The organism is Micromonospora sp. NPDC050695 (genome assembly GCF_040654415.1).
Lineage (GTDB): Bacteria > Actinomycetota > Actinomycetes > Mycobacteriales > Micromonosporaceae > Micromonospora.
In genome coordinates this window covers 302772-326336 of sequence record NZ_JBFAHZ010000001.1, presented here as the reverse complement: position 1 = coordinate 326336, position 23565 = coordinate 302772, and the positions used below count along the sequence as shown (strand labels likewise).

Below are 23565 nucleotides of genomic sequence, written 5' to 3'. Positions count from 1 at the left end.
ACCGGCCGGGCTGCTACCCGCCGCCGCGATCGACGGGAAACTGCTGCACGGCACCCGCACCGAGGCCGGGCAGGTGTTCCTCGTCGCCGCGATCACCCACCACGAAGCGGTGATCCTGGGCCAACGCCAGGTCCCCGACAAACGCGGCGAGAACGCGGTGATCGCCGAACTGCTGACACCCCTTGATGTCGCCGGGATGATGCTCACCCTCGACGCGCTGCACACCACGAAGAAAACCGCCCGCCTGATCACCGGCACCTTGAAAGCGCACTACCTGCTGATCCTGAAGGGGAATCAACCCCTCGCCTCTCACGCCGCCCAAGCGTTACTCACCGGCACCGACACCGCGTTCATCGACCACACCGACGTCGACCAGGACCGGGGACACGGGCGTACCGAACGCCGAACCCTGCGCGTCGCCGCCTGCGACGACACACTGTTTCCCGGCGCCCGGCAAGTCTTCCGGCTGCGCCGTGACACCGGCGACCTCGACGGCGTGCGCACCAGCAAGGAAATCATCCACGGCATCGTCAGCCTCGGCGCCGACCAGGCCGGCCCGGACCATCTCAACGCCTACGCCCGAGGACACTGGGCCGTGGAAAACCGTCTACATTGGCCCCGGGACGTGACCTTCCGAGAGGACGATTCCCAGCTCAGAACCGGCACAGCCCCACGAGCCCTGGCCAGCTTCCGCAACCTGGCCCTCAACACCTTCCGCCTCGCCGGACGCGCCAACATCGCCCACGCCCGCCGAGACCTCCACGACCGCACCGACACCTTCGCCGTCTACGGCATCTAACAAACCATGATCAAACCGGACACTCCCGAACAACGCCGGGGCCGTGGTGTGATCGGCGGTTGGCTTGGCGGGTGGCTCGGGCGATGTTGGTCGCGCCGGTGGTGCGGTGCCAGCCGATCGCGGTGTTACGTAGCGTTGCGATGGCGGCGGGTCCGGTGCCTGTCCGGGCTTGGTGGAGGTCTTCACGGAACGTCACGTCGCGTACGTGATGGATCTTGTTTTCGATGTGCCAGAGAGTGGCCCGACCCTTGACACCCCGTGACTAGTCAGGTGGTCGCTGCGGCGGTGGGTAGCCAGGGGCGGCCGGCGACGAGTTCGGTAAGGGCGCTCATAATGAGCCATTTTCATCCTGCGTGGCGGTTCGCTTCGACGTGGTGCAGGACGAGGATGGCCTGGACGATCGCGGTGGCTCGGCGTGGGCAGGATCGCAGCTTGACCAGGATCTTCCAGGTCTTGAGTGTGGCGATCGCTCGTTCTCCGCGGGCGCGGATCTTCGCGTGGGCCCGGTTCACGGCCTTCTGCCTGCGTGACAGCTTTGGCCGGAAGCGGCGCCGCTTGAACGGGGTGCGGACACTACCGTGGGTGCCCTGGTAGCCCTTGTCGGCGAAGGTCATCACGTCCGCGCTGGTCAGGGCGTCGATGATGCCGTGATGGCGGGCGGCGCTCAGGTCGTGTGCCGAACCGGGCAGTGCCGGTGATGCCCACACGAGCCGGCCGGCGGCGTCGGAGATGACCTGCACGTTCACACCGTGGCGTTTGTGTTTGCCGCTGTAGTAGGGCTTCTGCTCGGCGATCCGGTCGATCGGGATCAGCGTGCCGTCCAGGATCGCGTACGCCAGTAGCCGGATGCGTCGCATCGCGGTGTCCAGGTCGTCGGCTGCCGAGCTGAGCAGGGCTATCGCCTCCTGGACGTAGCGCCAGGCGGTGGCGACGCCGATCTCGAAGCCGGCCGCGAGTCGGGTGTAGGTGTCGCCGTTACGGAGATGGGCCAGAGCCAGCAGCGCCTGCCGGCCGGGTGCGAGGCGGCGCCATCGTGATCGGCGCTGCTGACGGTGACCGCGGATGCGTTCGGCCAGGTGGTTCAGGGTGCGGCTGGACAACGGAATCGTGGCGGGGTAGGACAGCATGGCGAGGCTCCCGATGGGGGCTTCGAGTCTTGGTCGACAGCTGTCCTACCTGGAGCCTCGCACCCATCGATCACCGGGCCCACCGCACCCGCACCCGCCCTGACCTGCAAGATCAGCTTGGAAAAGGCTCAGTGACTTCGACCAGGCGTACGTCGTCTGCGACGTCGACCACTACCCACCAGAGCTATCAGAGCGAGAAGCGCGACGACATGAGGTGAATCTCCTCTGGTCGAACCCCTGCTTCGAAGTCTGGCTGATTCTGCACCTGGGCTCGTGCGCCCGTCACCTGGAGAGCGCCAAGAGGGCGGAAGAACTGCTTCGCAAATACCTCGCCAACTGGGACAAGACCCGGCTTGACTTCGACGACTTCCGCAACGGCATCGACGCCGCCATCGAACGAGCGCAGACGCTGGACCCTCCGCCTGCCGCCAACCCCTCAACCGCGGTTTGGCGGTTGGCGCTGGCGCTTCGTTGACAGTGGTAGCGCTCGGAGCGGTCGACGTCAGTTGAGCGCTCCGAGCCGACGCGCTGCGCCGGGTACCGGTGCTCGGCGGCGGCGAACCGCGCCCGTCCCTGACCGGCGGTGCGTCGACGAGCGGCGGGTCTGCCGGAGACTCCTCCTTCAGACCCGCCGCTCGCCCGGGTCGGCTGTCGCGGAGAGCGCGGCCCCCCGGGCGTGCCGGATCGCGGCCGGGGTGTCGGGGAATACCAAACCTTCGCGGCGCAGGTCGTCGGCCACTCCCAGCGTGGTCAGCACCTGTTCGTGGGCGGGGGTGATGCCGGAGAGCAGAACGGTGATCCCGCGTCCGCGCAGCCGTCGGATCGCGTCACCGAGGACGTGCGCGCCGGTGGCGTCCATGGTGGTCACGCGGGACATCCGCAGGATGACCACCCGAACGTCGGCGACCTCGGAGAGTTCGAGCAGGAAGGTGTGGGCCGCAGCGAAGAAGAGCGGCCCATCCAGCCGGTACGCGACGATGTGTTCGGTGAACAGCGCGTGCTCCTCGGCGCTGTGTTCACCGGGGTCGAGGGGCACCTGTTCCAGGCGGGCGCTGCGGGCCACCGCGCGCAGGGCGAGCACCACGGCGACGCCGACGCCGACCGCCACGGCGGTGACGAGGTCCCAGATCACCGTGACGGCGAAGGTGAGGACCAGCACGACCGCGTCGCCCCGGGTGGCGCGGGCCAGCGCCCACAGTGAGCCGGCCTCCACCATGCGGACCGTGGTCGCCAGCAGTACGCCGGCCAGGGCGGCGAGCGGGATCCGGCCGACCAACGGCGCGGCGGCCAGCACGATGGCGGCGAGGGCGACGGCGTGGGTGAGGGCCGCCAGCTTGGAGGCCGCGCCGGCGCGGACGTTCACGGCGGTACGGGCGATGGCGGCGGTCGCTGGGATGCCGCCGAAGAGCGGGGCGGCGAGGTTGGCCAGCCCCTGACCGAAGAGTTCCCGATCCGGGTCGTGCCGCTCGCTGACGGTCATGCCGTCGGCGACGGTGGCGGACAGCAGGCTCTCCAGGGCTGCGAGCGCCGCGACCGCGAGCGCGCTGGGCAGCAGCACGCCGAGCGCGCCGAGGTCGAGGAAGCCGAGCGAGGGCGCGGGCAGGTCCTGCGGCAGCACGCCGATCCGGACCAGGTCGACCGGGGCAACCTCGGCGAGGACGGTGGCGGCCGCCACGCCGAGCAGCGAGAACGGCAGGCCGGGCCGCCAGCGGGCACCCAACAGCATCAGTGCCGCGACGGCGAGGGCCACCGCCAGCGCGGCCGGCTTCGGGTGTACGACGAAACGTGCGACCGCGTCGGCGGCGACGGCCCAGACCTTCTCTCCGTGCGCGTCGGTGACACCGAGCGCGGCGGGCACCTGTTGCAGGGCGATGACCACGGCGATGCCGGCGGTGAAGCCCTCCAGCACCGGGGTGGGCAGGTAGCGGACGTACCGGCCCAGGCGGGCCACGGCGAGCGCGATCAGCACCAGGCCGGCCATCGCCCCGACCATGAGCACGCCGGTGGCTCCGAACTGCTGCACCACCGGCACCAGCACCACGGTCATCGCCCCGGTCGGCCCGGAGACCTGGAGGTTGGAGCCGCCGAAGACGGCGGCCACCGCGCCGGCGATCACGGCGGTGATCAGCCCGGCCTGGGCGCCCAGCCCGGAGGTGACGCCGAATGCCAGGGCCAGTGGCAGCGCCACGACCGCCACGGTGAGCCCAGCCAGCAGGTCGCGGCGCGGTGAGCGGCGGACGGCTGCCCAGTCGGCTCGGCCCGGCAGTAGGCCGAGGGCCCGTTCGCGGGCCGCCAGTATGGCGACGCTCACCGGTTGCCGCTTGTGGCGCGCAGCTCGTCGAGGAGGGCGTCCCGGTCGGTCAGGACAGCGCCGAGGATCCGTCGACCGGCGGCCAGCAGGTCGGCCACGTCGGGGGTGCTGAGCGCGTACATGACGAGGGGGCCGTCGCGGTGTGAGGTGACCATTCCGGCGCGGCGCAGCACGGCGAGCTGCTGGGAAAGGTTCGACGCCTCGACCTCGATCGCGGCGAGCAGGTCCCGGACCGGCTTCGGACCGTCCTGGAGCAGTTCCAGCACTCGGATGCGCACCGGATGCCCGAGGGTACGGAAAAGCTCGGCCTTCGCCTGGTACAGCGGCACCGACATGAGCATCCCTCCCGGTCGACACGAAGACTTTATCACTTGAAGAAATCTTCAACGCCGCGCCCGTGATGATCGTGCTCGAACATGGAAGTAGTGGCCTCCTCGTTCAGGGAGGCCACTACTTCATGGATCGAGCGCGATCTCGGGACGTCAGCTCAGGTCGTTGACGCAGCGCAGCACCGGGCGGGCGGTGAGGGCGGCCTCGTCCACCACACCGTCGGCTCGCACCGTGAACGTGGCCGACTCACCCGGCAGCAGGGTGACCAGGGCGTTGTCCACAGCGGCAGTGGCGTCCAGCCGATCCGGGAAGAGCGTCAGGTCGCGCAGCACCGTCCGGGCGGTGACCCGGACCCGCTGACCGTCGTCGGCCGGCTCGACCGTCGCGTCCCACGCCGCCGCCGGCCAGTCCACGTCCCGGTCCTCGGCGAAGAACCAGAGCGCCCGCTCGGCGCTCTCCCCCGCCTCCGCGACCAGCAGCTCACGTCGGGCCTCGTCCGGCCGGGCCAGCTCCGCCGGCAGCGCCAGCGTCACCGCCGAGTACGCGGGGACGTCGAGCTCCGTCGTCGTCTTGGCCCGCGGTTCGCCGGTGAGGCTCACCCGGGTCACCGAGGCCGACGCCCGCCACGGCGTGCCACCGTCGTTGACCGCGACCAGGGCCAGGCCGCCGTCGCGGGGCTGCACGGTGAGGAGCCGATCGGCGTACGCGTGGCGCAGCGCGTACCACAGGGGTTTGCGGCGTCCGTCGCCGTCGACGGCCGACCAGGAGGTGACCGGCCAGCAGTCGTTGAGCTGCCAGACGATGGTGCCCGCGCAGACGCCGCGGTGGGAGCGGAAGTGTTCCACGCCGAGTTGGATGGCCCGGGCCTGGTTGAGCTGCGTGAGGTAGTGCCAGTCGTCGAAGTCGGCCGGGGCGGGCAGGTGCGCGTCCAGCCCGCGCTGGAGCTTCGCGTCGCCGTTGGCGGCCTTCTGGTGGTGCGCCATCCCGGGCGAGTCATGCGCCAGCGGCTCGTCGGAGATCGACCGGCGCAGCGTCGCATACGCCGGGGGCGCCTGGTAGCCGAACTCGGCGACGAAGCGCGGCACGTACTCCCGGTATCTGGTGTAGTCGTCGGTGTTCCACACGTCCCAGATGTGGGTGGTGCCGTGCGCCGGATCGTTGGGGTGGATCGTCTCGGTGCCCGACCAGGGGCTGCCCGGCCAGTACGGGCGGGTCGGGTCCAGCTCGCCGACGATGCGGGGCAGCACGTCGAGGTAGTAGCCGCGTCCCCAGGTACGCCCGGCGAGCAGCTCCTGCCAGTCCCAGTCGTGCCAGCCCCAGATGTTCTCGTTGTTGCCGGTCCAGAGCACCAGCGACGGGTGCGGTGCCAGCCGGGTCACCTGCTCGGCGGCCTCGGCGGCGACCTCGCTGCCGAACGGCTCCTCCTCCGGGTACGCGGCGCAGGCGAAGAGAAAGTCCTGCTGGACGAGCAGCCCGCGTTCGTCGGCGAGGTCGTAGAAGTCCTCCGACTCGTACCGGCCGCCGCCCCAGACGCGCAACAGGTTGACGTTGGCCTCGGCGGCCTGGTCGAAGCGTCCGGCCAGCCGGTCGCGGGTGATCCGGGTGGGGAACACGTCGTCCGGGATCCAGTTGACCCCGCGCACGAAGACCGGGACGTCGTTGACCGACAGCGCGAACGGGGTGCCGTGCTCGTCGGGCGTGGTGTCCAGTCGTACCGAGCGGAAGCCGACCTGCCGGGACCAGGTGTCCAGGGTGTCGCCGTCCGGCGCGTGCAGGGTCACCTCCAGCGGGTGGCGCGCCTGTTCGCCGTACCCCCGGGGCCACCACAGCGCGGGCTCGCGGACGGCGACGGTCAGCACGGCCGTGCGCTGCCCGGCCGGGATGACGACCTCGGCGCTGCCACCGGCGACGGCGGCCCGGACGGTCAGCGGGATGTCCGCGACCCGCTCGACCTCGACGTGCAGCTCGACCCGCCCGTCGCGGCCGTCCACGGTGACCAGTGGCCGGACGGTGGCCAGCCGGGCGGTCGACCAGGTGTGCAGGCCGATCTCCTGCCAGATGCCGGCGGTGACCAGCGTCGGGCCCCAGTCCCAGCCGAAGTTGCAGGCCATCTTGCGGATGAAGTGGAACGGCTCCGGGTAGGCGTTGGGCCGGTCACCGAGCCGCTCCTGCTGCGCCTCGGCGTAGCGGTAGGCGGAGTCGAACGTGACGATCAGGTCGTTGTCGCCGTCGCGCAGCAGCGACCGGACGTCGAAGCGGTAACTGCGGTGCATGTTCTCGGTGCGGCCGACCTCGACACCGTTGACGCTGATGGTCGCGACGGTGTCCAGGCCGGCGCAGACCAGGTCGATCCGGTCCTCGTCACCGGTGGCGTACGCGAAGCGCGTCCGGTAGCTCCAGTCGGTGCGCCCGATCCAGGCCAGGGCCAGCTCGTTGTCGTCGAGGTACGGGTCGGGAATCAGCCCGGCGTCGAGCAGGTCGGTGTGCACGCAACCGGGCACGGTCGCCGGCACGTCCCGCCCGGCGATCTCGTCCGGCACCTGCGCTCCGGGTGCCGCCCGCAGGATCCACCCGTGCTGGAGCGCCTGTCCACTCACGACCTACCGCCCTCTCGCAGGCTTGACTGAACCGGATAAGTTCGCCCACCGTATGGTTCGATACCTGAACTGTCAACGGCCGATCGACGCCCCCAGCAGCAGAGGAGCACGCCGGTGAAGCGGCCGACCATCGCCGACGTCGCCCGACGCGCCGGAGTGTCCAAGGGTGCCGTGTCGTACGCGCTGAACGGGCAGCCCGGCGTCTCCGAGGCCACCCGGCAGCGCATCCTGGCCATCGCCACCGAGATCGGCTTCAGCCCGAGCAGCGCCGCGCGTGCCCTCTCCGGCGCCACCGCCGAGGCCGTCGGCCTGGCCCTGTGCCGGCCCGCCCGCATACTCGGCATCGAGCCGTTCTTCATGGAGCTGATCAGCGGCGTCGAGGCCGAACTCTCCGCCCGCTCGTACGCGCTGACCCTCCAGGTCGTGGCCGACCCCGACGCCGAGATCGCGGTCTACCGGCGGTGGTGGGGCGAGCGCCGGGTCGACGGGGTGCTCGTCTGCGACCTGCGCACCGACGACCGGCGCATCCCCGCACTCGAACAGCTCCAGCTGCCGGCCGTGGTGATCGGTGGGCCCGGCGGCACCGGCGAGCTGGCCAGCGTCTGGTCCGACGACGCGGCCGCACTCACCGAGGCCGTGGAGTACCTGGTCGCGCTCGGGCACCGACGGATCGCCCGGGTCGGTGGCCTGCCCGACCTGCGGCACACCGAGTCCCGCACCGAGGCTTTCGCGGCTTTGTGCCGGCAACTCGGCCTGGTCGACGCGGTGACCGTCTCGTCCGACTACACCGGCGAGGAGGGCGGTCGCGCCACCCGCCGGCTGCTCAGTTCCGCCCAGCGCCCCACCGCCGTCATCTACGACAACGACGTCATGGCCATCGCGGGGCTCTCCGTGGCACAGGAGATGGGGCTCACCGTGCCGGGTGACCTGTCCATCGTGGCCTGGGACGACTCGCCGCTCTGCCGACTCGTGCACCCGCCGCTGACCGCGCTGGGCCGGGACATCCCCGCGTACGGCGCACACGCCGCCCGCCAGCTCCTCGCCGTCATCGCCGGGCAGCCCGCCAGCCGGGTGCAGGACGAGACGCCGCACCTGACCCCGCGCGGCAGTACAGCTCCGCCCCGGGAGAGGTGAACCGGTTCACCCCGGGCCGTCAGCGGGACGCCGACGGGAACTCCTCGAAGTACGCCTCGACGCGCTCGGCCGTCGCCGGGCGTGCCAGCGCGAAGCCCTGCCCGTACCGGCAGCCGGCCCGCTGCGCCCCCTCGACCTGGCTGGCCAGCTCCAACTCCTCGGCGACGATCTCCACCCCCAGCCGCTCGCCGACGTTGACCACCACGTCGATCAGCGGCGGCTGCCCGTCCGGCCGCGCGCCCACCAGCTCCGGGCCTACCTTCAGCAGGTCGATCGGCAGCCGGCGCAGCTGGGCCAGCGAGGCGTGCTCGGCCCGGAAGTCGTCCAGGGCGGTGCGGACGCCCAACGACCGCAGCCCGGCCAACCGGGCCACCACGGTCGACAGGTCGGCGGCGATCCTCGGCTCGGACACCTCGACCACCAGCCGCTCCGGCGACACCCCGTACGCGGCCAGCACGGCCGCGGCGCGTTGCACGAAGTCGGGCGTGGTGAGCTCCCGGGTGGTGACGTTGACCGCCATCCACAACTCCCGGACACCCGCCGACCAGTTGGCCAACTGTCGACAGGCGCGGTCCAGCACCCACCACTCCAGCTCACCGATCAGATCCAGGTCCTCCGCGACCGGCAGCAGCTCGGCGGGAAGCACCGTGCCGAGCACCGGACTGCGCCACCGCAGCAGCGCCTCGGCGCCCACCGGCTGCCGGTCGGCCAGGTCGAGTACCGGCTGGTAGACCAGGTCCAGCTCGCCGCGCGCCACCGCACCGGGCAGCTCGCGTTCCAGGTCGAGCCGGCGGACCAGCTGCTCCTCCAGGAACGCGTCGTACCACTCGACCCGGTCCCGGCCCAGCTGCACGGCCCGCCGGCGCGCCAGCTCGGCCTGGCGCAGAACGTCCGCCGGCCCGGCCCCGCTCACCTCGGCCAACCCGATACTCGCCTGCACCCGCACGGCCGAGCCGCCCAGCAGGTAGGGCGGGATGAGCGCGGCGAGCAGTCGGATGCCCAGCGCGTACGCCAGCACCGGTCCTGCGGCGGTGACCACCGCGAACCCGGCACCCGTGCACCCGGTGACCAGGTCGCTCGGGGCCACGGTCGCGCGGGCCCGGGCGACCGCTTCGGCCAGCAGGTCCTCCCGGGCCGACGGGCCGAGCACGTCGCCGCCGTGCAGGTCGACCAGCAGCAGCGCGCCGGCCGGCGCCGGTACGTCGCCGATCGCGGCGAGGGCGTCCAGCAGGGCCGCCCGGTCCCCCGGTCCACCGCCACCCGCCGGAGCGGCTCGCCGGTCGAGCGTCGACCAGGTGGCGCCGCCCTCCGACGGCCAGGTCGTGTCGAGGCCGTTCGAGGCACCGTCGCGCCCGGTCGCGGTGGCGTCGGCCGGGAGCCGATCGGCACCGGGCGGAGGCGACTGGCCCGAGGCACCCAGCCAGCGGGACTGCGCCGCCCGCCGGTGCCGGACGGCGCGACCGGCACGACGCCGGTGCGCGGCGGTTCGTTCGGGGGTGGCCGCGTCGCCGCCGCGCAGCAGCTCGCGCAGCACCAGCGGCGGCACGGCGGCCAGGGCCAGCAGCACGCTCGTCCGGTCCGGTGCCCGGCCGGCGCCCACGTGCAGGCCCGCGGCCAGCAGCACCACCGCGGCCGGGAGCACCGCCCGGGGCCACGCCGGGTCCGCCGTCGGCGGGGCGCCGGCGGCACCCACCGAGGCGGCCGCGCCGAGCGCGGTGAGCAGCATCCCGAGCACCAGCGGCGGTACGACCAGCAGTGCGGCCCGGCCGGTCACCCCCGGTGGCAGCGCCGCCAACAGGGCCAGACCGAACAGGGTGAGCAGCAGCCCACCCCGGCAGACCGCCGGACCCGATCGCCGGTCCGGGCCGGTGAACGCGCTGATCGCGGCCATCCCCAACCCGCCGAGCACCAGCGCGGTGACCAGCCGGGCCGGCACCGGCAGGTCGTCGTCGGGCAGCAGCAGCCAGCCGGCGAGGGTCAGCCCGACGGCCGGGCCGGCCGCCTCGATCAGCGAGCGCAGCCGGAGCCCGGCCGGGGGTCGCTGCCGTCCGGGGAGCCGACGCAGCCCGGCCACCGACAGCAGCGCCACCACCAGCAACCCGAGCAGTGCCGCAGTGCGGTGCCCGTCGGTGACCAGCGGCAGGACGGCGGCGGCGAGCCCGGCCACCACCACCGCCGCGTCGAGCCGCACGCCGGCCGCCCGCCCGGACGGTGGGGCGGGCATGGGGTCGGTGGGGTGCCGGATGGCCAGCCGGGAGAGTCGGACACCGGCGAGCGTGGCACCCGCGCCGCCGGCCAGGGCGATGACCACCGAGGTCGGGACCAGATCGGCGGCACCGGCGAGGACGAGCAGCGACACCGCCGTGGAGACGGCGGCCTCCGGCACGGCGCGGCGGGGGACGTGGAGGCGGAACGGGTACGCGAGGAGCACGGCGGTCGCCTTCGTGAGGGGGCACGGGGGCGGTGCGGCGGTGCGGGGCATCGGACGTTGCGGGTCCGCTGCCCACCAGTTGGAAACGACCGGCGGTCGAATCGGTTACGCGCTGGCCATCCGGCGGGAACAATGACCTGTGTCACTGTACGGCGAACCGGGCCGCCCCGGCACCGCCCGCCGGGACCCGGATCCGCCGGGGGTGGGATCATCGCAGGGTGAGTAAGCCCGACACGGTCCGCTTCCGGTACAACCAAGCCATCCTGGTCGCCGCGGTGATCGCCTTCATCGGCGCGCTGCCGCTGGCCAACGCGCGGGGCTACCTGCTGCCGGTGCTGCTCGTCCCGCTCGGGGTCGCGGTGTGGGCCTGGCGGGCCGGCACCGACGCCGACGCCCGAGGGCTGCGCCTGCGCGCCCTGACCGGGCAGCGTCGCATCGACTGGGACCAGGTCGTCGAGCTGACCACCGACCCGCGCGGGCGGGCCGTCGCCCGGCTCGACGACGGGCGGCAGGTCACCCTGCCGGCGGTACGCGGCGTGGACCTGCCCCGGCTGGTGTCGGCCACCGGCCAGACGCTGCCGGGCGAGACAGCCGAGACGCCCGGTCAGTAACCGTCGACCACCGCGTTGATCAGCGGCTGGCCGGCGGCGAACCGGCGCACCTGATCGCCGACCAGCCGGTACGCGCGGGGTAGCAGCCCCCGCACCGAACCGGCCACGTGCGGGGTGAGCAGCACGTTCGGCATCGTCCACAGCGGCGAGTCCGCCGGTAGCGGCTCCGGATCGGTGACGTCCAGCGCGGCCGAGATCCGGCCCGTGCCCAGCTCGGCGACGAGCGCCTCGGTGCGGGCCACCGGCCCCCGGGCCGCATTGACCAGCAGCGCCCCGTCCGACATCGCGGCCAGGAACTCCTTGTCGATGAGACCGCGGGTCTGGTCGGTGAGCGGCACGATCACCACCACCACGTCCGCCTCGGGCAGCAGCCGCGGCAGCTCCTCGACACCATGCACCCCCTGCTCGGGCCGGGCGGTGCGGGCGACCAGGGTGAAGGTCACCTCGAACGGCGCGAGCCGGTCCCGTACCGCCGTGCCGATCGAACCGGCCCCGACGATGAGGACCCGCTTGCCGGTCAGCTCGTCGGTCGGGGTGATCCCGTCGTACGCCCACCGGCGATCGGCCTGCGCCCGCACGAAGGCCGGGAACGCCCGCAGCTGGGCCAGGATCGCGGTGACGACCCACTCGGCCGTGGACGGGTCGTGCACGCCCCGGGCGTCGCAGAGCGTCACGCCCTGCGGTGTGCGTCCCACCCACGCGTCGGCACCGGCCGAGAGCAGCTGCACCACCGACAGGTCGGGCAGCTCGCGCGCCAACGCCGTCGAGTCCGAGCCGCCCAGGAACGGCGGCACCCAGAACCGCACGTCGGCCACCGCCGAGGGCAGCCGGTCGACGTGCTCCACGACCTCCACCGTCACGTCCGATGGCAGCTCACCGATGAGGTCCAGGCCGGCCTGGTGCGGGATCCATACCTTCACGTCCGCCGACGATAGCCCCCGACGTGGCGACCCGCGCGGGCACCGCGGCGAACGGGCGGAGCGAGGGATGGCGCGCGACGCCGGGGCGGGCGAGACTCGGCACACCGCTGTTCGGTCCTGGCCCGCACGAGGTATAACGAAGGGTCGGAGGGCCGGTCGGCCTCCACCCCGGCAGACAGGTTCTCGATGACCGACGGCTCCCCCGCCAGCCCTCGCCGTACGCCCGGCCCACCCGCGGCGCTCGGCGATCCGGCGCGGCTGCGTGCGCTCGCCGACACCGGGTTGGACGCCGCCCCGGACGAGGCGTTGGACCGCTTCGCCCGGCTGGTCAGCGACCTGCTGGACGTCCCGGTCGCGCTGGTGTCGTTGGTCTCCGCCGACCGGCAGTTCTTTCCCGGCGCGGTCGGCCTGCCGGAGCCGTGGTCGCAGCGGCGGCAGACCCCGTTGAGCCACTCGTTCTGCCAACACGTGGTGGACATCGAGGTGCCGCTGGTGCTGCCCGACGCCCGGCTCTACCCACGGGTACGGGACAACCTGGCCATCGAGGACCTCGGTGTGGTCGCGTACGCCGGCATGCCGCTGACCGACCTCTCCGGCCGGGTGCTCGGCTCGCTCTGCGCCATCGACCACAAGCCCCGCGCGTGGTCGGCCGCGCAGCTGCGGACACTCGCGGATCTGGCGGCCGCCTGCTCGTCGGAGCTGCGGCTGCGGATCGCCCTCGACGGCGCGCAAGAGGCCCGCCGACGGGTCGTGCAGGCGCACGAGCGGCTGGAACTGCTGGCCGGTGTGAGTGAGACGTTGGCGGACACGCTGGACGTGGGCGTGGCGCTGCGCCGGCTCGCCGCCACCATGGTGCCGCCGCTGGCCGACTGGTGCCTGCTCACCCTGGTCGGCCCGACCGGGCAACCCCGCGAGGTCGTCGCGGTGCACCGCGACCCGGCCCGGACGGCGGACGTCGACAGGTTCGCCGAGCTGCTGCGCACCGGCCTGAGCCCCGAGTCGATCATCCGGACGGTGCTGCGCACCGGTCAGCCCCGACTCGGCAGCGCGGCGTCCCTGGCCGACGTGTCGCGGGGCACCACGAATCCGGAGATGCGCGCCATCGCCGGGCAGCTGGGCATCGCCTCCTACCTGAGCGTGCCGGTCCGCGCGGCCGGCGGCACCGTGCTGGGAGCGATCACCCTGGTCAACTCCGTCGAACGGCAGCAGTTCGACGACCGCGACCTGCTCACCGCGATGGACATCGGCCGTCGCGCCGGCCTGGCCATCGGCAACAGCTCGATGTACGGCGAGCAGCGGCACGTCGCCGAGGTCCTGCAACACAGCATGCTGCCGAGGCTGCCGGTCGTGGCGGAGCTGGAGCTGGCGGCCCGCTACCAGCCGGCGGCCGATCGGGTGGAGGTCGGTGGCGACTGGTACGACGCCTTCGTCCAGCCCGACGGGGACCTGATCGCGGCGATCGGTGACGTGGCCGGGCACGACATCGAGGCCGCGGCGACCATGGGTCAGCTGCGTAACCTGGTACGCGGCAACGCGTTCGGCCGTCCGGACGCGGTCGGGGAGCTGATGACCCATCTGGACGGCGCGATCCGTGGCCTGCGGCTGCCGATCGCGGCCACCGCGACGCTCGTGCGGATCTGCCCCCAACGCGCCGGCGTCCACGAGCTGACCTGGTCCAACGCCGGGCACCCACCGGCCCTGCTGGTCCGCGCCGACGGCACGGTCGAGGCCCTCGCGGCGACACCGGAACCACTGCTCGGCCTCGCCCGGCCCTCGCAACGGTCCAGCCACTCGGCCAGCCTGGCCACCGGCGACACGCTGCTGCTCTACACCGACGGGCTGATCGAGCGTCGGGACCGGTCCATCGACGAGGGGTTGGCGGAGCTGGTCAACCGGGTGCAGGGCACCGCCGACGTGCCCCTCGACAAGCTGTGTGACCTGCTGCTCGACTCGATCCAGCACCGCGAGGACGACACCGCCCTGCTCGCTGTGCGGGCCCGCTGAGCGTTCCCGCCCGGGATCCGTGGACACCTGTCGGGCCCGGTGCGGCCGTCAGGCGGGATACCCTGGGCCGGGTGAGCGCCCGTCCCCCGTACCCTCGCATCCGCCGCCTCCGGGCGGTCGTCGCGGCGTCCTGCGCGGCGCTGCTGTTCACCGCGGGTTGCAGCTTCGGCGAGCCGGAGCCGGACCCGGCCGGTGAGCCGCCCAACCTGCCGACCCCGTCGACCTCCGGGAGCCCCGGCGTCGCCGGCCAGCAGGCGGTGGCGACCGTACTCGCCAAGGGGCTGCGGGTGCCCTGGGGCATCGCCTTCCTTCCGGACGGCGGCGCGCTGGTCACCGAACGGGACAACGGCCGGATCCTCCAGGTCGGCCCCGAGTCCGGGCCGGACGGGCTCCGGGTCCGGGTGGTGCAGACGATCGCCGACGTGGCGGCGGCGGGCGAGGGTGGCCTGCTCGGCATCGCCGTCTCCCCCGGCTACGCCCAGGACCGGACGCTCTTCGTCTACTACACCGCCGAGCAGGACAACCGGGTGGTCCGGCTGCAACTCGGAGGGCAGCCGACCCCGATCCTCACCGGCATCCCCAAGGCCAACGTGCACAACGGTGGCGGGCTGGGCTTCGGCCCGGACGGGCAGCTCTACGTCAGCACGGGCGACGCCGGCGAACGCCCCAACGCCCAGGACGCGAAGAGCCTCGGCGGCAAGATCCTGCGGATCACCCCGGACGGCAAACCCGCCCCGGGCAACCCGTACCCCGGCTCGCCGGTCTGGTCCCTCGGACACCGCAACGTGCAGGGTTTCGCCTGGGACGCGGGCAAGCGGATGTACGCGGTCGAGTTCGGCCAGAACACCTGGGACGAGATCAACCAGATCACCAAGGGCGGCAACTACGGCTGGCCGGAGGTCGAGGGGCGGGCGGGCGACCGGAGGTACACCGACCCGATCACCCAGTGGGCGACCTCGGACGCGTCCTGCTCCGGGCTGGCCGCCGCGGACCAACTGCTGGTCACCGCCTGCCTGCGGGGCAAGCGGCTGTGGGCGCTGGAGGTGACCGACACCGGCACGCTGCTCGGCCAGCCCAGCGAGTTGCTCACCAACCGCTACGGTCGGCTGCGCGCGGTGGCCGCCGCGCCGGACGGGTCGCTCTGGGTGAGCACCTCCAACCACGACGGGCGGGGCGATCCGGCGGCCGACGACGACCGGTTGCTGCGGGTGGTGTTCGCCGGCGGCGACGGCGGTCGCAGCTGACCTTCGTCACCATCCGTTCAGGTTTGCCAAGATCTCCCGACGGGCAGGTCAGAATCTCAGCATGGACGGGCAGCGCGACGAGCAGCACGACGACGCCGAGGGCCGGGACGACATCTCGGTTACCGGTGTGGTCCCGGCACGGCCGACGGGCCGACGGGCCGGGCCGCTGCGCCGGACCGGGGTGATCCTCGCCGTTCTCGCCGTGGGTCTGGCCGGGGCGGTGCTCGGAGTGCTGGCCGGCGGGCACGTGGACACCGACATCGGGCCGTTCCGGGCCAACCTGACCCTCGCCCCGGCCAGCGAGGGCGGGACGACGATCGACGTGCCGCCGCTCGGCGCGCTGCTGCTCGACAGCCACAGCGGGCCGACCCACCTCACCGTGCGGCTGGGTGCGCTGGACCAGGGGCGCACCGAGGCGCTGCTCGACGACCCGGCGAGCATCAGCCGAGCCAGCCAGAGCGCCGTGGAGGACGTCCGCACCGGTGTGATGCGGCTCGGCCTTCGAACCCTCGCCTCGGCGGTGCTCGTCACCCTGATCCTGGCCGGGATGATCTTCCGCGATGTGCGGCGTACCGCCTGGGCCGGCGGTCTGGCGCTGCTGGTCACCGCCGGCAGCCTCGGCACGGCGGCGGCGACCCTACGCCCGCAGGCCATCGAGGAGCCGCGCTACGAAGGTCTGCTGGTCAACGCGCCGGCCATCGTCGGTGACGCCCGGCGCATCGCCAACGACTACACGAAGTACGCCGAGCAGCTGCAACGCATCGTCGGCAACGTCAGCCAGCTCTACACGACGGTGTCGGCGCTGCCGGTGTTGGAACCGGCGCCCGGCACCACCCGGGTCCTGCACGTCTCCGACATGCACCTCAACCCGACCGGCTGGCAGCTGATCCGCACGGTGGTGGAGCAGTTCGGCATCGACGTGGTGATCGACACAGGGGACATCACCGACTGGGGCAGCGAGCCGGAGGCGTCCTTCGTCGGCTCGATCAGTCTGCTCAAGAAGCCGTACGTGTTCATCCGGGGCAACCACGACTCGGGCAAGACCAGCGCCGCCGTGGCCCGCCAGCCGAACGCGATAGTGCTGAACAACTCGACGACCACGGTCGCCGGGCTGACCATCGCCGGCATCGGTGACCCCCGCTTCACCCCGGACAAGAACACCTCACCCGCCGGCAGCGGCCTGACCCAGCAGGTCGCCGACCAGGTGATCGGTGTCGGCGAGCAGCTCGCGGCCACGGTGCGCCGCTCGCCCCAGCCGGTGAACATCGCGCTGGTGCACGACCCGGCGTCGGCCGGGCCGCTCGCCGGCACCTGCCCGCTGGTGCTGGCCGGGCACACCCACGCCCGCCAGGTCTCCAAGCTGCCGCAGGTGCCCGGCCAGCAGCAAACCGCCCTGTTCGTGGAGGGGTCCACCGGCGGGGCCGGGCTGCGCGGGCTGGAGGGTGAAAAGCCGACCCCGCTGTCGATGACGGTGCTCTACTTCGACCAGCAGAAGATGCTCCAGGCGTACGACGACATCACCGTCGGCGGCACCGGCCAGGCCCAGGTCAACCTGGAACGCCACATCGTGCAGGACCCGAACGCCGGCGCGCCCGCCTCGGTGACCCCCACCCCGACCCGCTGAGGGCCGGCCACCGCCCGCCGAGCCGGAGCCGACCGGTGTGCACACGGCGGGGTCACGGTCTGCACAGCGAACACCGCTGGCGCACGCCGCGCCAGCGGTGTTCGTTCGTGACGGGTCAGCCCTGGACGCCGAGGCGCTCCAGGATCAGTTCGCGGACGGTCTTCGCGTCCGCCTGACCACGGGTGGTCTTCATGACGGCACCGACCAGGGCGCCGGCGGCGGCGACCTTGCCGCTACGGATCTTGTCCGCGATGCCGGGGTTGGCGGCGATGGCCTCGTCCACGGCGGCGGTGAGCGCGCCCGTGTCCGACACGACCTCCAGGCCCCGGCTGGTCATGATCTCGGTGGGCGAACCCTCACCGTCGACCACGCCCTCCAGCACCGTACGGGCCATCTTGTCGTTGAGCTTGCCGGCATCGACCAGGCCCTGCAGCTCGGCGACCTGCGCCGGGGTGGCCCCGATGTCGGCCAACTCCACGCCGGACTCGTTGGCCCGCCGGGACAGCTCACCCAACCACCACTTGCGGGCCGCCGCCGGGGTGGTGCCGGCGGCCACGGTGGCCTCGATCAGTTCGACCGCACCGGCGTTGAGCACCGACTGCATGTCCAGGTCGGACAACCCCCACTGCTGCTGGAGCCGACGCCGGTGCACCCGGGGCAGCTCCGGCAGGGCGGCCTTCAGCTCGGCGACCCACGCCGGGTCCGGGGCGACCGGCACCAGGTCCGGCTCCGGGAAGTACCGGTAGTCGGTGGCCGTCTCCTTCGAGCGCCCCGGCGTGGTGTCGCCGGTGTCCTCGTGGAAGTGCCGCGTCTCCTGGGTGATCCGGCCGCCCGCCTCGAGCACCGACGCCTGCCGCAGCATCTCCGAGCGGACCGCCCGCTCCACCGACCGCAGCGAGTTGACGTTCTTGGTCTCGGTGCGGGTGCCCCACTCCTGACCGGGCAGGTTGAGCGAGGTGTTCACGTCGCAGCGCAGCGAACCCTCCTCCATCCGCACATCCGAGACGCCGAGGGTGCGGATCACGTCGCGCAGCTCGGCGACGTACGCCTTGGCCACGTCGGGGGCGAGCGCGCCGGTGCCCACGACGGGCTTGGTGACGATCTCGACGAGCGGGATGCCGGCCCGGTTGTAGTCGACAAGCGACTCCGTCGCGCCGTGGATGCGGCCGGTGGCGCCACCGACGTGCAGCGTCTTGCCGGTGTCCTCCTCCAGGTGCACCCGCTCGATCTCGATCCGCACCGTCTCGCCGCCCACCTCGACGTCCAGGTACCCGTCGACGCAGATCGGCTCGTCGTACTGGCTGATCTGGAAGTTCTTTGGCATGTCCGGGTAGAAGTAGTTCTTCCGGGCGAACCGGCACCACTGCGCGATCGAGCAGTTCAGCGCCAGACCGATCCGGATGATCGCCTCGATGGCGGCCTTGTTGGCCACCGGCAGCGACCCCGGCAGACCCAGGCACACCGGGCAGACCCGGGTGTTCGGCTCGCCGCCGAAGTCCGTCGGGCAGCCACACCACATCTTGGTGTTCGTCCCCAGCTCGACGTGGGTCTCCAGGCCGATCACCGGTTCGTAGCGTGCGACGACCTCGTCGTACGCGGGCAGCGTCGTCGTCATCTGGGCTCCTGCCTCACAGTGCCGGTGGGGTGAACGTGCCGACCGCGGACTCCAGCGCGGCCGCGACCCGGTACATCCGGTCGTCGGCCATCGTCGGCGCCATCACCTGCAGGCCGACGGGCAGCCCCTCGGAGAGACCGCAGGGCACCGAGATGCCCGGCCCGCCGTACAGGTTGGTCGGGATGGTGAACAGGTCGGCCAGGTACATCTGGTACGGGTCGGCGGTACGCGCGCCGATCGGGAAGGCCGTGAACGGGGTGGTCGGCGAGATCAACGCGTCGACCCGCTCGAACGCGGCCGTGAAGTCCCGGGTGATCAGCGTCCGGACCTTCTGCGCCTGCCCGTAGTACGCGTCGTAGTAACCCGACGACAGCGCGTACGTGCCGAGCATGATGCGACGCTTGACCTCCGGGCCGAAACCAGCCTCCCGGGTCAGCGACATGACCTCCTCCAGCGACCGGTTGCCGTCGTCGCCGACCCGCAGGCCAAACCGGACGCCGTCGAACCGGGCCAGGTTGGAGGAGCACTCGCTCGGCGCGATCAGGTAGTACGCCGGCAGCGCGTACGCGAACGTCGGGCAGGACACCTCGACGATCTCCGCGCCCAGCTTCGCGAGGGCGTCCACCGACTCGCGGAACGCCGTCATCACGCCCGGCTCGGTGCCCTCACCGACGAACTCGCTGACGATGCCGAGCCGCACACCGGTCAGGTCGCCGGTCGCGCCGAGCTTCGCCGCCGCCACCACGTCCGGCACCGGCTGCGGGATCGAGGTCGAGTCGCGCGGGTCGTGCCCGCCGATCACCTGGTGCAGCAGGGCCGCGTCGAGGACCGTACGGGCACACGGGCCGGGCGTGTCCAGCGACGAGGAGAACGCCACCAGCCCGTAGCGGGAGGTCCCGCCGTAGGTGGGCTTCGCGCCGACGGTGCCGGTGACCGCACCGGGCTGGCGGATCGAGCCGCCGGTGTCCGAACCGATCGCCAGCGGCGCCTCGTACGCGGCCAGCGCGGCGGCGCTGCCACCACCCGAGCCACCCGGGATCCGGCTCAGGTCCCACGGGTTGTGCGTCGGCCCGTACGCCGAGTATTCGGTGGAGGAGCCCATCGCGAACTCGTCCATGTTCGTCTTACCGAGCATCACCGTGCCGGCGTCGCGCAGCCGCTGCACGATCGTCGCGTCGTACGGCGGGCGCCAACCCTCCAGGATCTTCGAACCCACGGTGGTCGGCACGCCACGGGTGGCGAGCACGTCCTTCACCGCGACCGGCACACCGGCCAGGGGGCCCAGCTCCTCGCCGGCGGCCCGGCGCGCGTCCACGGCGCGGGCCGCGTCGAGCGCCCCGTCGGTGTCCACGTGCAGGAAGGCGTGCACCCGATCGTCGACCGCGGCGATCCGGTCCAGGTGCGCCCGGGTCACCTCGACGGCGGAGGTCTCGCCGCCGGCGACCAGGGCGGCGATCTCCGTCGCGGTCATTCTGGTCAGATCGCTCATGCCGCCACTCCGCTTCGCTCCGTGACGCCATGAGGCACCAAGGCGCTGAACTTGCCGATTCGCTCGCTGCGCTCGCTCATGCCGCCACTCCGCTTCGCTCCGTGACGCCATGAGGCACCAAGGCGCTGAACTTGCCGATTCGCTCGCTGCGCTCGCTCATGAGGCCACGTCCTCGCTCAGGATCCGCGGTACGCGGAAACGCTGGTCCTCGGAGTCGGGAGCGCCCGACAGCGCCTCCTGCGGGGTCAGGCACGGCGTGACGACGTCCTCGCGGAAGACGTTGGTCAGCGGCACCGAGTGCGAGGTCGGCGGAATGTCCGCGGCGGCGACCTCGCCGACCTGGGCGACCGCCTGGAGGATCACGTCGAGCTGGCCGGCGAAGGTGTCCAGCTCCTCCTCGGTGACGGCGAGCCGCGACAGGCGCGCCAGGTGCGCGACCTCCTCGCGGGAGATGGCGGCCATCCGTGCCCCCTTCTGATGTCCTGCTGGTCGGGCGGTGTGCCGGCCGCGCGGCGCGTGCGGCGTGACGCGCGGTGACCGGAGCGAGTCTATTGTTCCGTCCCCTCCGCCGGCTGCTCGGGTGGGTCAGCGGGTCGAGCGGCGGCCGGCCTCCGGCTCCGGGCCACCGGTCGGACGCACCGGCCGGTAGCGGGCCAGCCAGGTGACCAGCTCCTCGGCGGGCATCGGCCGGGCGTAGAACCAGCCCTGTGCCGCGTCGCAGCCGGCGGCGTGCAGCATCCGCCAGGTCCGCTCGTCCTCCACACCCTCGGCGACCACCCGCAACCCCAGCGCGCCCGCCAACTCGATCATCGACCGGACGATCGCCGCGTCGTCCGCGTCGTCGGCCATGCCGAGTACGAACGAGCGGTCCACCTTCACCTCGGACAACGGCAACCGGCGCAGGTGTTGCAGGGACGAGTAGCCGGTGCCGAAGTCGTCCAGCGCGATGGCCACCCCGATCCGGTGCAGCCGGGAGATGGTCGCCAGCACCCGACGCGGGTCGGCCATCAGGGCACCCTCGGTGATCTCCAGTTGCAGCCGCTCGGCCGGCACCCCGTAGCGGGCCAGCCGGTCGGCGATCTGGTCGGCGATCTCCCCCGTGTGCAGGTCCCGCACGCTCACGTTCAGCGCCGCGCGCAGCCCGATGCCGGCCGCCGACCACTTGGCGAGCTGCTCCACCACATCGTCGACGACCCGCCGGGTGAGCAGTCGCATCACCGCGCTCTGCTCGGCGACCCGGATCAGCTCCTCCGGGTCGACCATGCCCCGGCGTGGGTGCCGCCACCGCAGCAACGCCTCGACGCCCACCACCTCGCCGGTCGCGATGACGATCTGCGGCTGGTAGTACATGGTGATCTCGCCGGCGTCGTCGGCCAGCTCACCGTCCGGGTGCGCCCACCCGGACGACGGGGACGGCGGCGTCCCCGAACCCGCGTCACCCCGCCGCACCGGGCCGCCGTGCTCCGGCACCGCGCCACCGTTCGCCGACCCCCGGCCGGCCCGACCCGCGGAGTGCCGGTCCCGGACCGGACCGGAGCGGGTGCCGGGGACCACGGCGCGGGTGTTGCGGCCCCGGATCGGGTCGGCGCCGGTGGCGATCCGGTTGATCAGGTCGTCGGCGTGCACCAGCTCCGTCCCGGGTCGCCGCCGGCGACCCCACCACCGGCCACCGACCGTCGGCGCCGTGGCGACCACCGGCGCGGGATCCCCGTGCGGCGCGGCCTCGGCCGGCGCGCCGGTGGGCAGCGCCGCACCGTCGCCGCCGCGCACCTCCGCCGCCACATCCAGGGGTACGTCGACCGGCGCGGCGCTGCGATCGTCGCGCTCGCCCGGATCGAGGGTGCGGTCGTCCCGCCCGGTCGGGTCGGCGGTGCGCTCGTCGCGCTCGCCCGGGGCGACGGCGCGGTCACCCGGCTCGATCGCGTCGGCGGTGCGGTCGACGCGCTGGCTCGGCGCCGCCGGCTGGTCCTGCCCGGCGGGCTCGGCACCGAACATGTCGTCGGCCGACGGGCTCGACTCCAGCACCCGGCGCAGGTCGGCCAGGAGACCGAGCCGCTCGGCGGAGTTGTGGTCGGACTCCGGGGCGTACACGGCCACCGTGTCGTTGCGGTGCTTCGCGTCGTACATCGCCACGTCGGCGTGGCGCATCAGGGTGGCGAAGTCCTCGCCGTGCTCGGGGAACAGCGCGATCCCGATCGACCCGCCCACGTCCAGCGGAAGGCCGTCCAGCGGCACCGGCTCGGCCAACACATCGACCACCCGGTCAGCCAGCTCACGCGCCTGACCGACGTCGGTCAACCCGGTCATCACGATGGCGAACTCGTCCCCGCCGAGGCGGGCGATCATCTGCGGACGCGGATCCACCTCAACGAGCCGTGCGCTGACCTCGACCAACAGCCGGTCCCCCACCGCGTGCCCGAGCGCGTCGTTGACGTTCTTGAAGCGATCCAGGTCGATCAGCAGCAGCGCCAGGTGACCGTCGGGTTCGCCGCGAGCGGTCCGCTCGGCGTGCAGGTGCACCTGCTCCGCCACCTCGGCAAGCAGCGCCTTGCGGTTGGGCAGCCCGGTGAGCGGATCGGCGGCGGCGAGGTGCTGCTGCTCAACGGTCAGCCGGGCCATCCGGTACACGGCGAAGAGCGGCACCAGCACCAACGGGATCAACGCCGCGCTGACCCAGGCGGCGGCGACCAGCACCGGAGCGAGCAGCAGCAGCGAGCCGGTGGAGAGCAACTCGAACCCGAGGCCCTGCCGGAGGGTGGGCCACCACCGGTCGCCGAAGCGCAGCCGCACCGCCCAGCTGACCAGCCCGTAGTTGACCGCGAACCAGGCCGCCGTGGCACCGCCGACGGCGACCACGTCGGTCCAGTGCAACCGACCGCCAGAGAAGATCATGCCCGGCCCGAGCTGGAGGACGCCGTACGCGGCGGCGAGGGCGCAGGCGTACTGGCCGACGTTGAACGCGGTCCGCCAGGCGGCGTGCCGCATCCGCCAACCGGAGACGATCACCCCGACGGCCTGCACCGCCACCGCCGGGCCGAGCCCCCACCCGAGCAGGATCGCGAAGGTGAAGCAGGTGGACGGGAAGACCGCCGAGGTCTGCCGGCGCCCCGGCGGGACGAACGGACGGGCGTCGCACACCACGGCGAGGGCCGCCATCGTCCAGAACGCCACCGGCAGTCGGGACAGCTCGGCCGGGAGCGTCGCGAGTGGACCGGCGGCGGTCAACGCCGCCACCGCCAGGATGCCGACGACGAAGGCGGCGAACGGCGCCACCCGACCAGGCGGGAGCGAATTGCGCGGGTCGGCGACCTCCACCACACCTCCCGAGC

At 72.8% G+C, this 23565-nt stretch carries 16 protein-coding genes and 1 pseudogene; 7 read left to right on the top strand and 10 right to left on the bottom strand.

The annotated features are described in order from the left end of the window. Positions 1-10 precede the first annotated feature (10 nt). On the top strand, positions 11-799 hold the full coding sequence (locus tag AB0H52_RS01605; RefSeq protein ID WP_357944516.1) for an ISAs1 family transposase: 789 nt from the start codon (positions 11-13) through the stop codon (positions 797-799). A gap of 344 nt (positions 800-1143) precedes the next feature. Here AB0H52_RS01605 and AB0H52_RS01600 read toward each other — a convergent pair whose 3' ends face one another. Further along, on the bottom strand, positions 1144-1926 hold the full coding sequence (locus tag AB0H52_RS01600) for a transposase family protein (RefSeq protein WP_357944501.1): 783 nt from the start codon (positions 1924-1926) through the stop codon (positions 1144-1146). A 187-nt stretch (positions 1927-2113) separates the two neighbouring features. Here AB0H52_RS01600 and AB0H52_RS01595 point away from each other — a divergent pair. Continuing rightward, a pseudogene (locus AB0H52_RS01595) lies at positions 2114-2401 on the top strand (RloB family protein); the annotation flags it as partial. Between the two features lie 147 nt (positions 2402-2548). Here AB0H52_RS01595 and AB0H52_RS01590 read toward each other — a convergent pair. The 3 genes from AB0H52_RS01590 to AB0H52_RS01580 form a co-directional block, all read right to left on the bottom strand. Continuing rightward, positions 2549-4237, bottom strand: a complete 1689-nt coding sequence (locus tag AB0H52_RS01590) for a SulP family inorganic anion transporter (RefSeq protein ID WP_151492671.1) — start codon at positions 4235-4237, stop codon at positions 2549-2551. Beyond that, positions 4234-4572 (bottom strand): metalloregulator ArsR/SmtB family transcription factor, encoded by a 339-nt coding sequence (locus AB0H52_RS01585; protein WP_151492672.1) that lies wholly within the window; start codon positions 4570-4572, stop codon positions 4234-4236. Before AB0H52_RS01585 ends, AB0H52_RS01590 begins: the two co-directional genes overlap by 4 nt. Positions 4573-4719: 147 nt before the next feature. Then, positions 4720-7164, bottom strand: coding sequence for a glycoside hydrolase family 2 protein (locus AB0H52_RS01580; protein ID WP_151492673.1), 2445 nt, complete (start codon positions 7162-7164; stop codon positions 4720-4722). Between the two features lie 114 nt (positions 7165-7278). Here AB0H52_RS01580 and AB0H52_RS01575 point away from each other — a divergent pair, with 114 nt between their 5' ends. Continuing rightward, complete coding sequence (locus AB0H52_RS01575) at positions 7279-8298, top strand: LacI family DNA-binding transcriptional regulator (protein WP_151492674.1); 1020 nt, start codon at positions 7279-7281, stop codon at positions 8296-8298. Positions 8299-8317: 19 nt separating this feature from the next. Here AB0H52_RS01575 and AB0H52_RS01570 read toward each other — a convergent pair whose 3' ends face one another. Then, positions 8318-10729 carry a GGDEF domain-containing phosphodiesterase gene (locus AB0H52_RS01570; RefSeq protein ID WP_357944496.1) on the bottom strand — a complete coding sequence of 804 codons (2412 nt, stop codon included), beginning with the start codon at positions 10727-10729 and terminating at the stop codon, positions 8318-8320. Positions 10730-10947: 218 nt separating this feature from the next. Between AB0H52_RS01570 and AB0H52_RS01565 the strand changes: the two genes are divergently transcribed. Continuing rightward, positions 10948-11340, top strand: coding sequence for a PH domain-containing protein (locus AB0H52_RS01565; protein WP_151491456.1), 393 nt, complete (start codon positions 10948-10950; stop codon positions 11338-11340). Here AB0H52_RS01565 and AB0H52_RS01560 read toward each other — a convergent pair. Next, positions 11334-12260, bottom strand: coding sequence for a 2-hydroxyacid dehydrogenase (locus AB0H52_RS01560; RefSeq protein ID WP_151491455.1), 927 nt, complete (start codon positions 12258-12260; stop codon positions 11334-11336). The genes AB0H52_RS01565 and AB0H52_RS01560 overlap by 7 nt on opposite strands. A gap of 186 nt (positions 12261-12446) precedes the next feature. Here AB0H52_RS01560 and AB0H52_RS01555 point away from each other — a divergent pair, with 186 nt between their 5' ends. The 3 genes from AB0H52_RS01555 to AB0H52_RS01545 all read left to right on the top strand — a co-directional run bounded on the left by AB0H52_RS01555 (position 12447) and on the right by AB0H52_RS01545 (position 17132). Next, positions 12447-14264 carry a SpoIIE family protein phosphatase gene (locus AB0H52_RS01555; RefSeq protein WP_357944493.1) on the top strand — a complete coding sequence of 606 codons (1818 nt, stop codon included), beginning with the start codon at positions 12447-12449 and terminating at the stop codon, positions 14262-14264. A 71-nt stretch (positions 14265-14335) separates the two neighbouring features. Beyond that, positions 14336-15508 carry a PQQ-dependent sugar dehydrogenase gene (locus AB0H52_RS01550; protein ID WP_278123817.1) on the top strand — a complete coding sequence of 391 codons (1173 nt, stop codon included), beginning with the start codon at positions 14336-14338 and terminating at the stop codon, positions 15506-15508. A gap of 61 nt (positions 15509-15569) precedes the next feature. Beyond that, positions 15570-17132 carry a metallophosphoesterase gene (locus tag AB0H52_RS01545; RefSeq protein WP_151491452.1) on the top strand — a complete coding sequence of 521 codons (1563 nt, stop codon included), beginning with the start codon at positions 15570-15572 and terminating at the stop codon, positions 17130-17132. A gap of 115 nt (positions 17133-17247) precedes the next feature. On the opposite strand, the gene gatB is transcribed toward AB0H52_RS01545, so the two are convergent. From gatB to AB0H52_RS01525, 4 genes are all read right to left on the bottom strand, one after another. Beyond that, on the bottom strand, positions 17248-18747 hold the full coding sequence (gatB, locus tag AB0H52_RS01540; RefSeq protein WP_151491451.1) for an Asp-tRNA(Asn)/Glu-tRNA(Gln) amidotransferase subunit GatB: 1500 nt from the start codon (positions 18745-18747) through the stop codon (positions 17248-17250). 13 nt (positions 18748-18760) lie between these two features. Then, on the bottom strand, positions 18761-20236 hold the full coding sequence (gatA, locus tag AB0H52_RS01535; RefSeq protein WP_151491450.1) for an Asp-tRNA(Asn)/Glu-tRNA(Gln) amidotransferase subunit GatA: 1476 nt from the start codon (positions 20234-20236) through the stop codon (positions 18761-18763). Positions 20237-20392: 156 nt separating this feature from the next. Continuing rightward, positions 20393-20698: an Asp-tRNA(Asn)/Glu-tRNA(Gln) amidotransferase subunit GatC gene (gatC, locus tag AB0H52_RS01530; RefSeq protein WP_151491449.1), complete on the bottom strand. Its 306-nt coding sequence runs from the start codon at positions 20696-20698 to the stop codon at positions 20393-20395. A 123-nt stretch (positions 20699-20821) separates the two neighbouring features. Next, positions 20822-23551: an EAL domain-containing protein gene (locus tag AB0H52_RS01525; RefSeq protein WP_357944484.1), complete on the bottom strand. Its 2730-nt coding sequence runs from the start codon at positions 23549-23551 to the stop codon at positions 20822-20824. Between the last annotated feature and the right edge of the window lie 14 nt (positions 23552-23565).

Bases quoted from the DNA above. Each gene is read 5' to 3' on its own strand.
- AB0H52_RS01600 (WP_357944501.1), bottom strand. From the start codon at position 1,926: ATGCTGTCCTACCCCGCCACGATTCCGTTGTCCAGCCGCACCCTGAAC.
- AB0H52_RS01585 (WP_151492672.1), bottom strand. From the start codon at position 4,572: ATGTCGGTGCCGCTGTACCAGGCGAAGGCCGAGCTTTTCCGTACCCTC.
- AB0H52_RS01555 (WP_357944493.1), top strand. From the start codon at position 12,447: ATGACCGACGGCTCCCCCGCCAGCCCTCGCCGTACGCCCGGCCCACCC.
- AB0H52_RS01545 (WP_151491452.1), top strand. From the start codon at position 15,570: ATGGACGGGCAGCGCGACGAGCAGCACGACGACGCCGAGGGCCGGGAC.
- gatB (WP_151491451.1), bottom strand. From the start codon at position 18,747: ATGACGACGACGCTGCCCGCGTACGACGAGGTCGTCGCACGCTACGAA.
- gatA (WP_151491450.1), bottom strand. From the start codon at position 20,236: ATGAGCGATCTGACCAGAATGACCGCGACGGAGATCGCCGCCCTGGTC.
- gatC (WP_151491449.1), bottom strand. From the start codon at position 20,698: ATGGCCGCCATCTCCCGCGAGGAGGTCGCGCACCTGGCGCGCCTGTCG.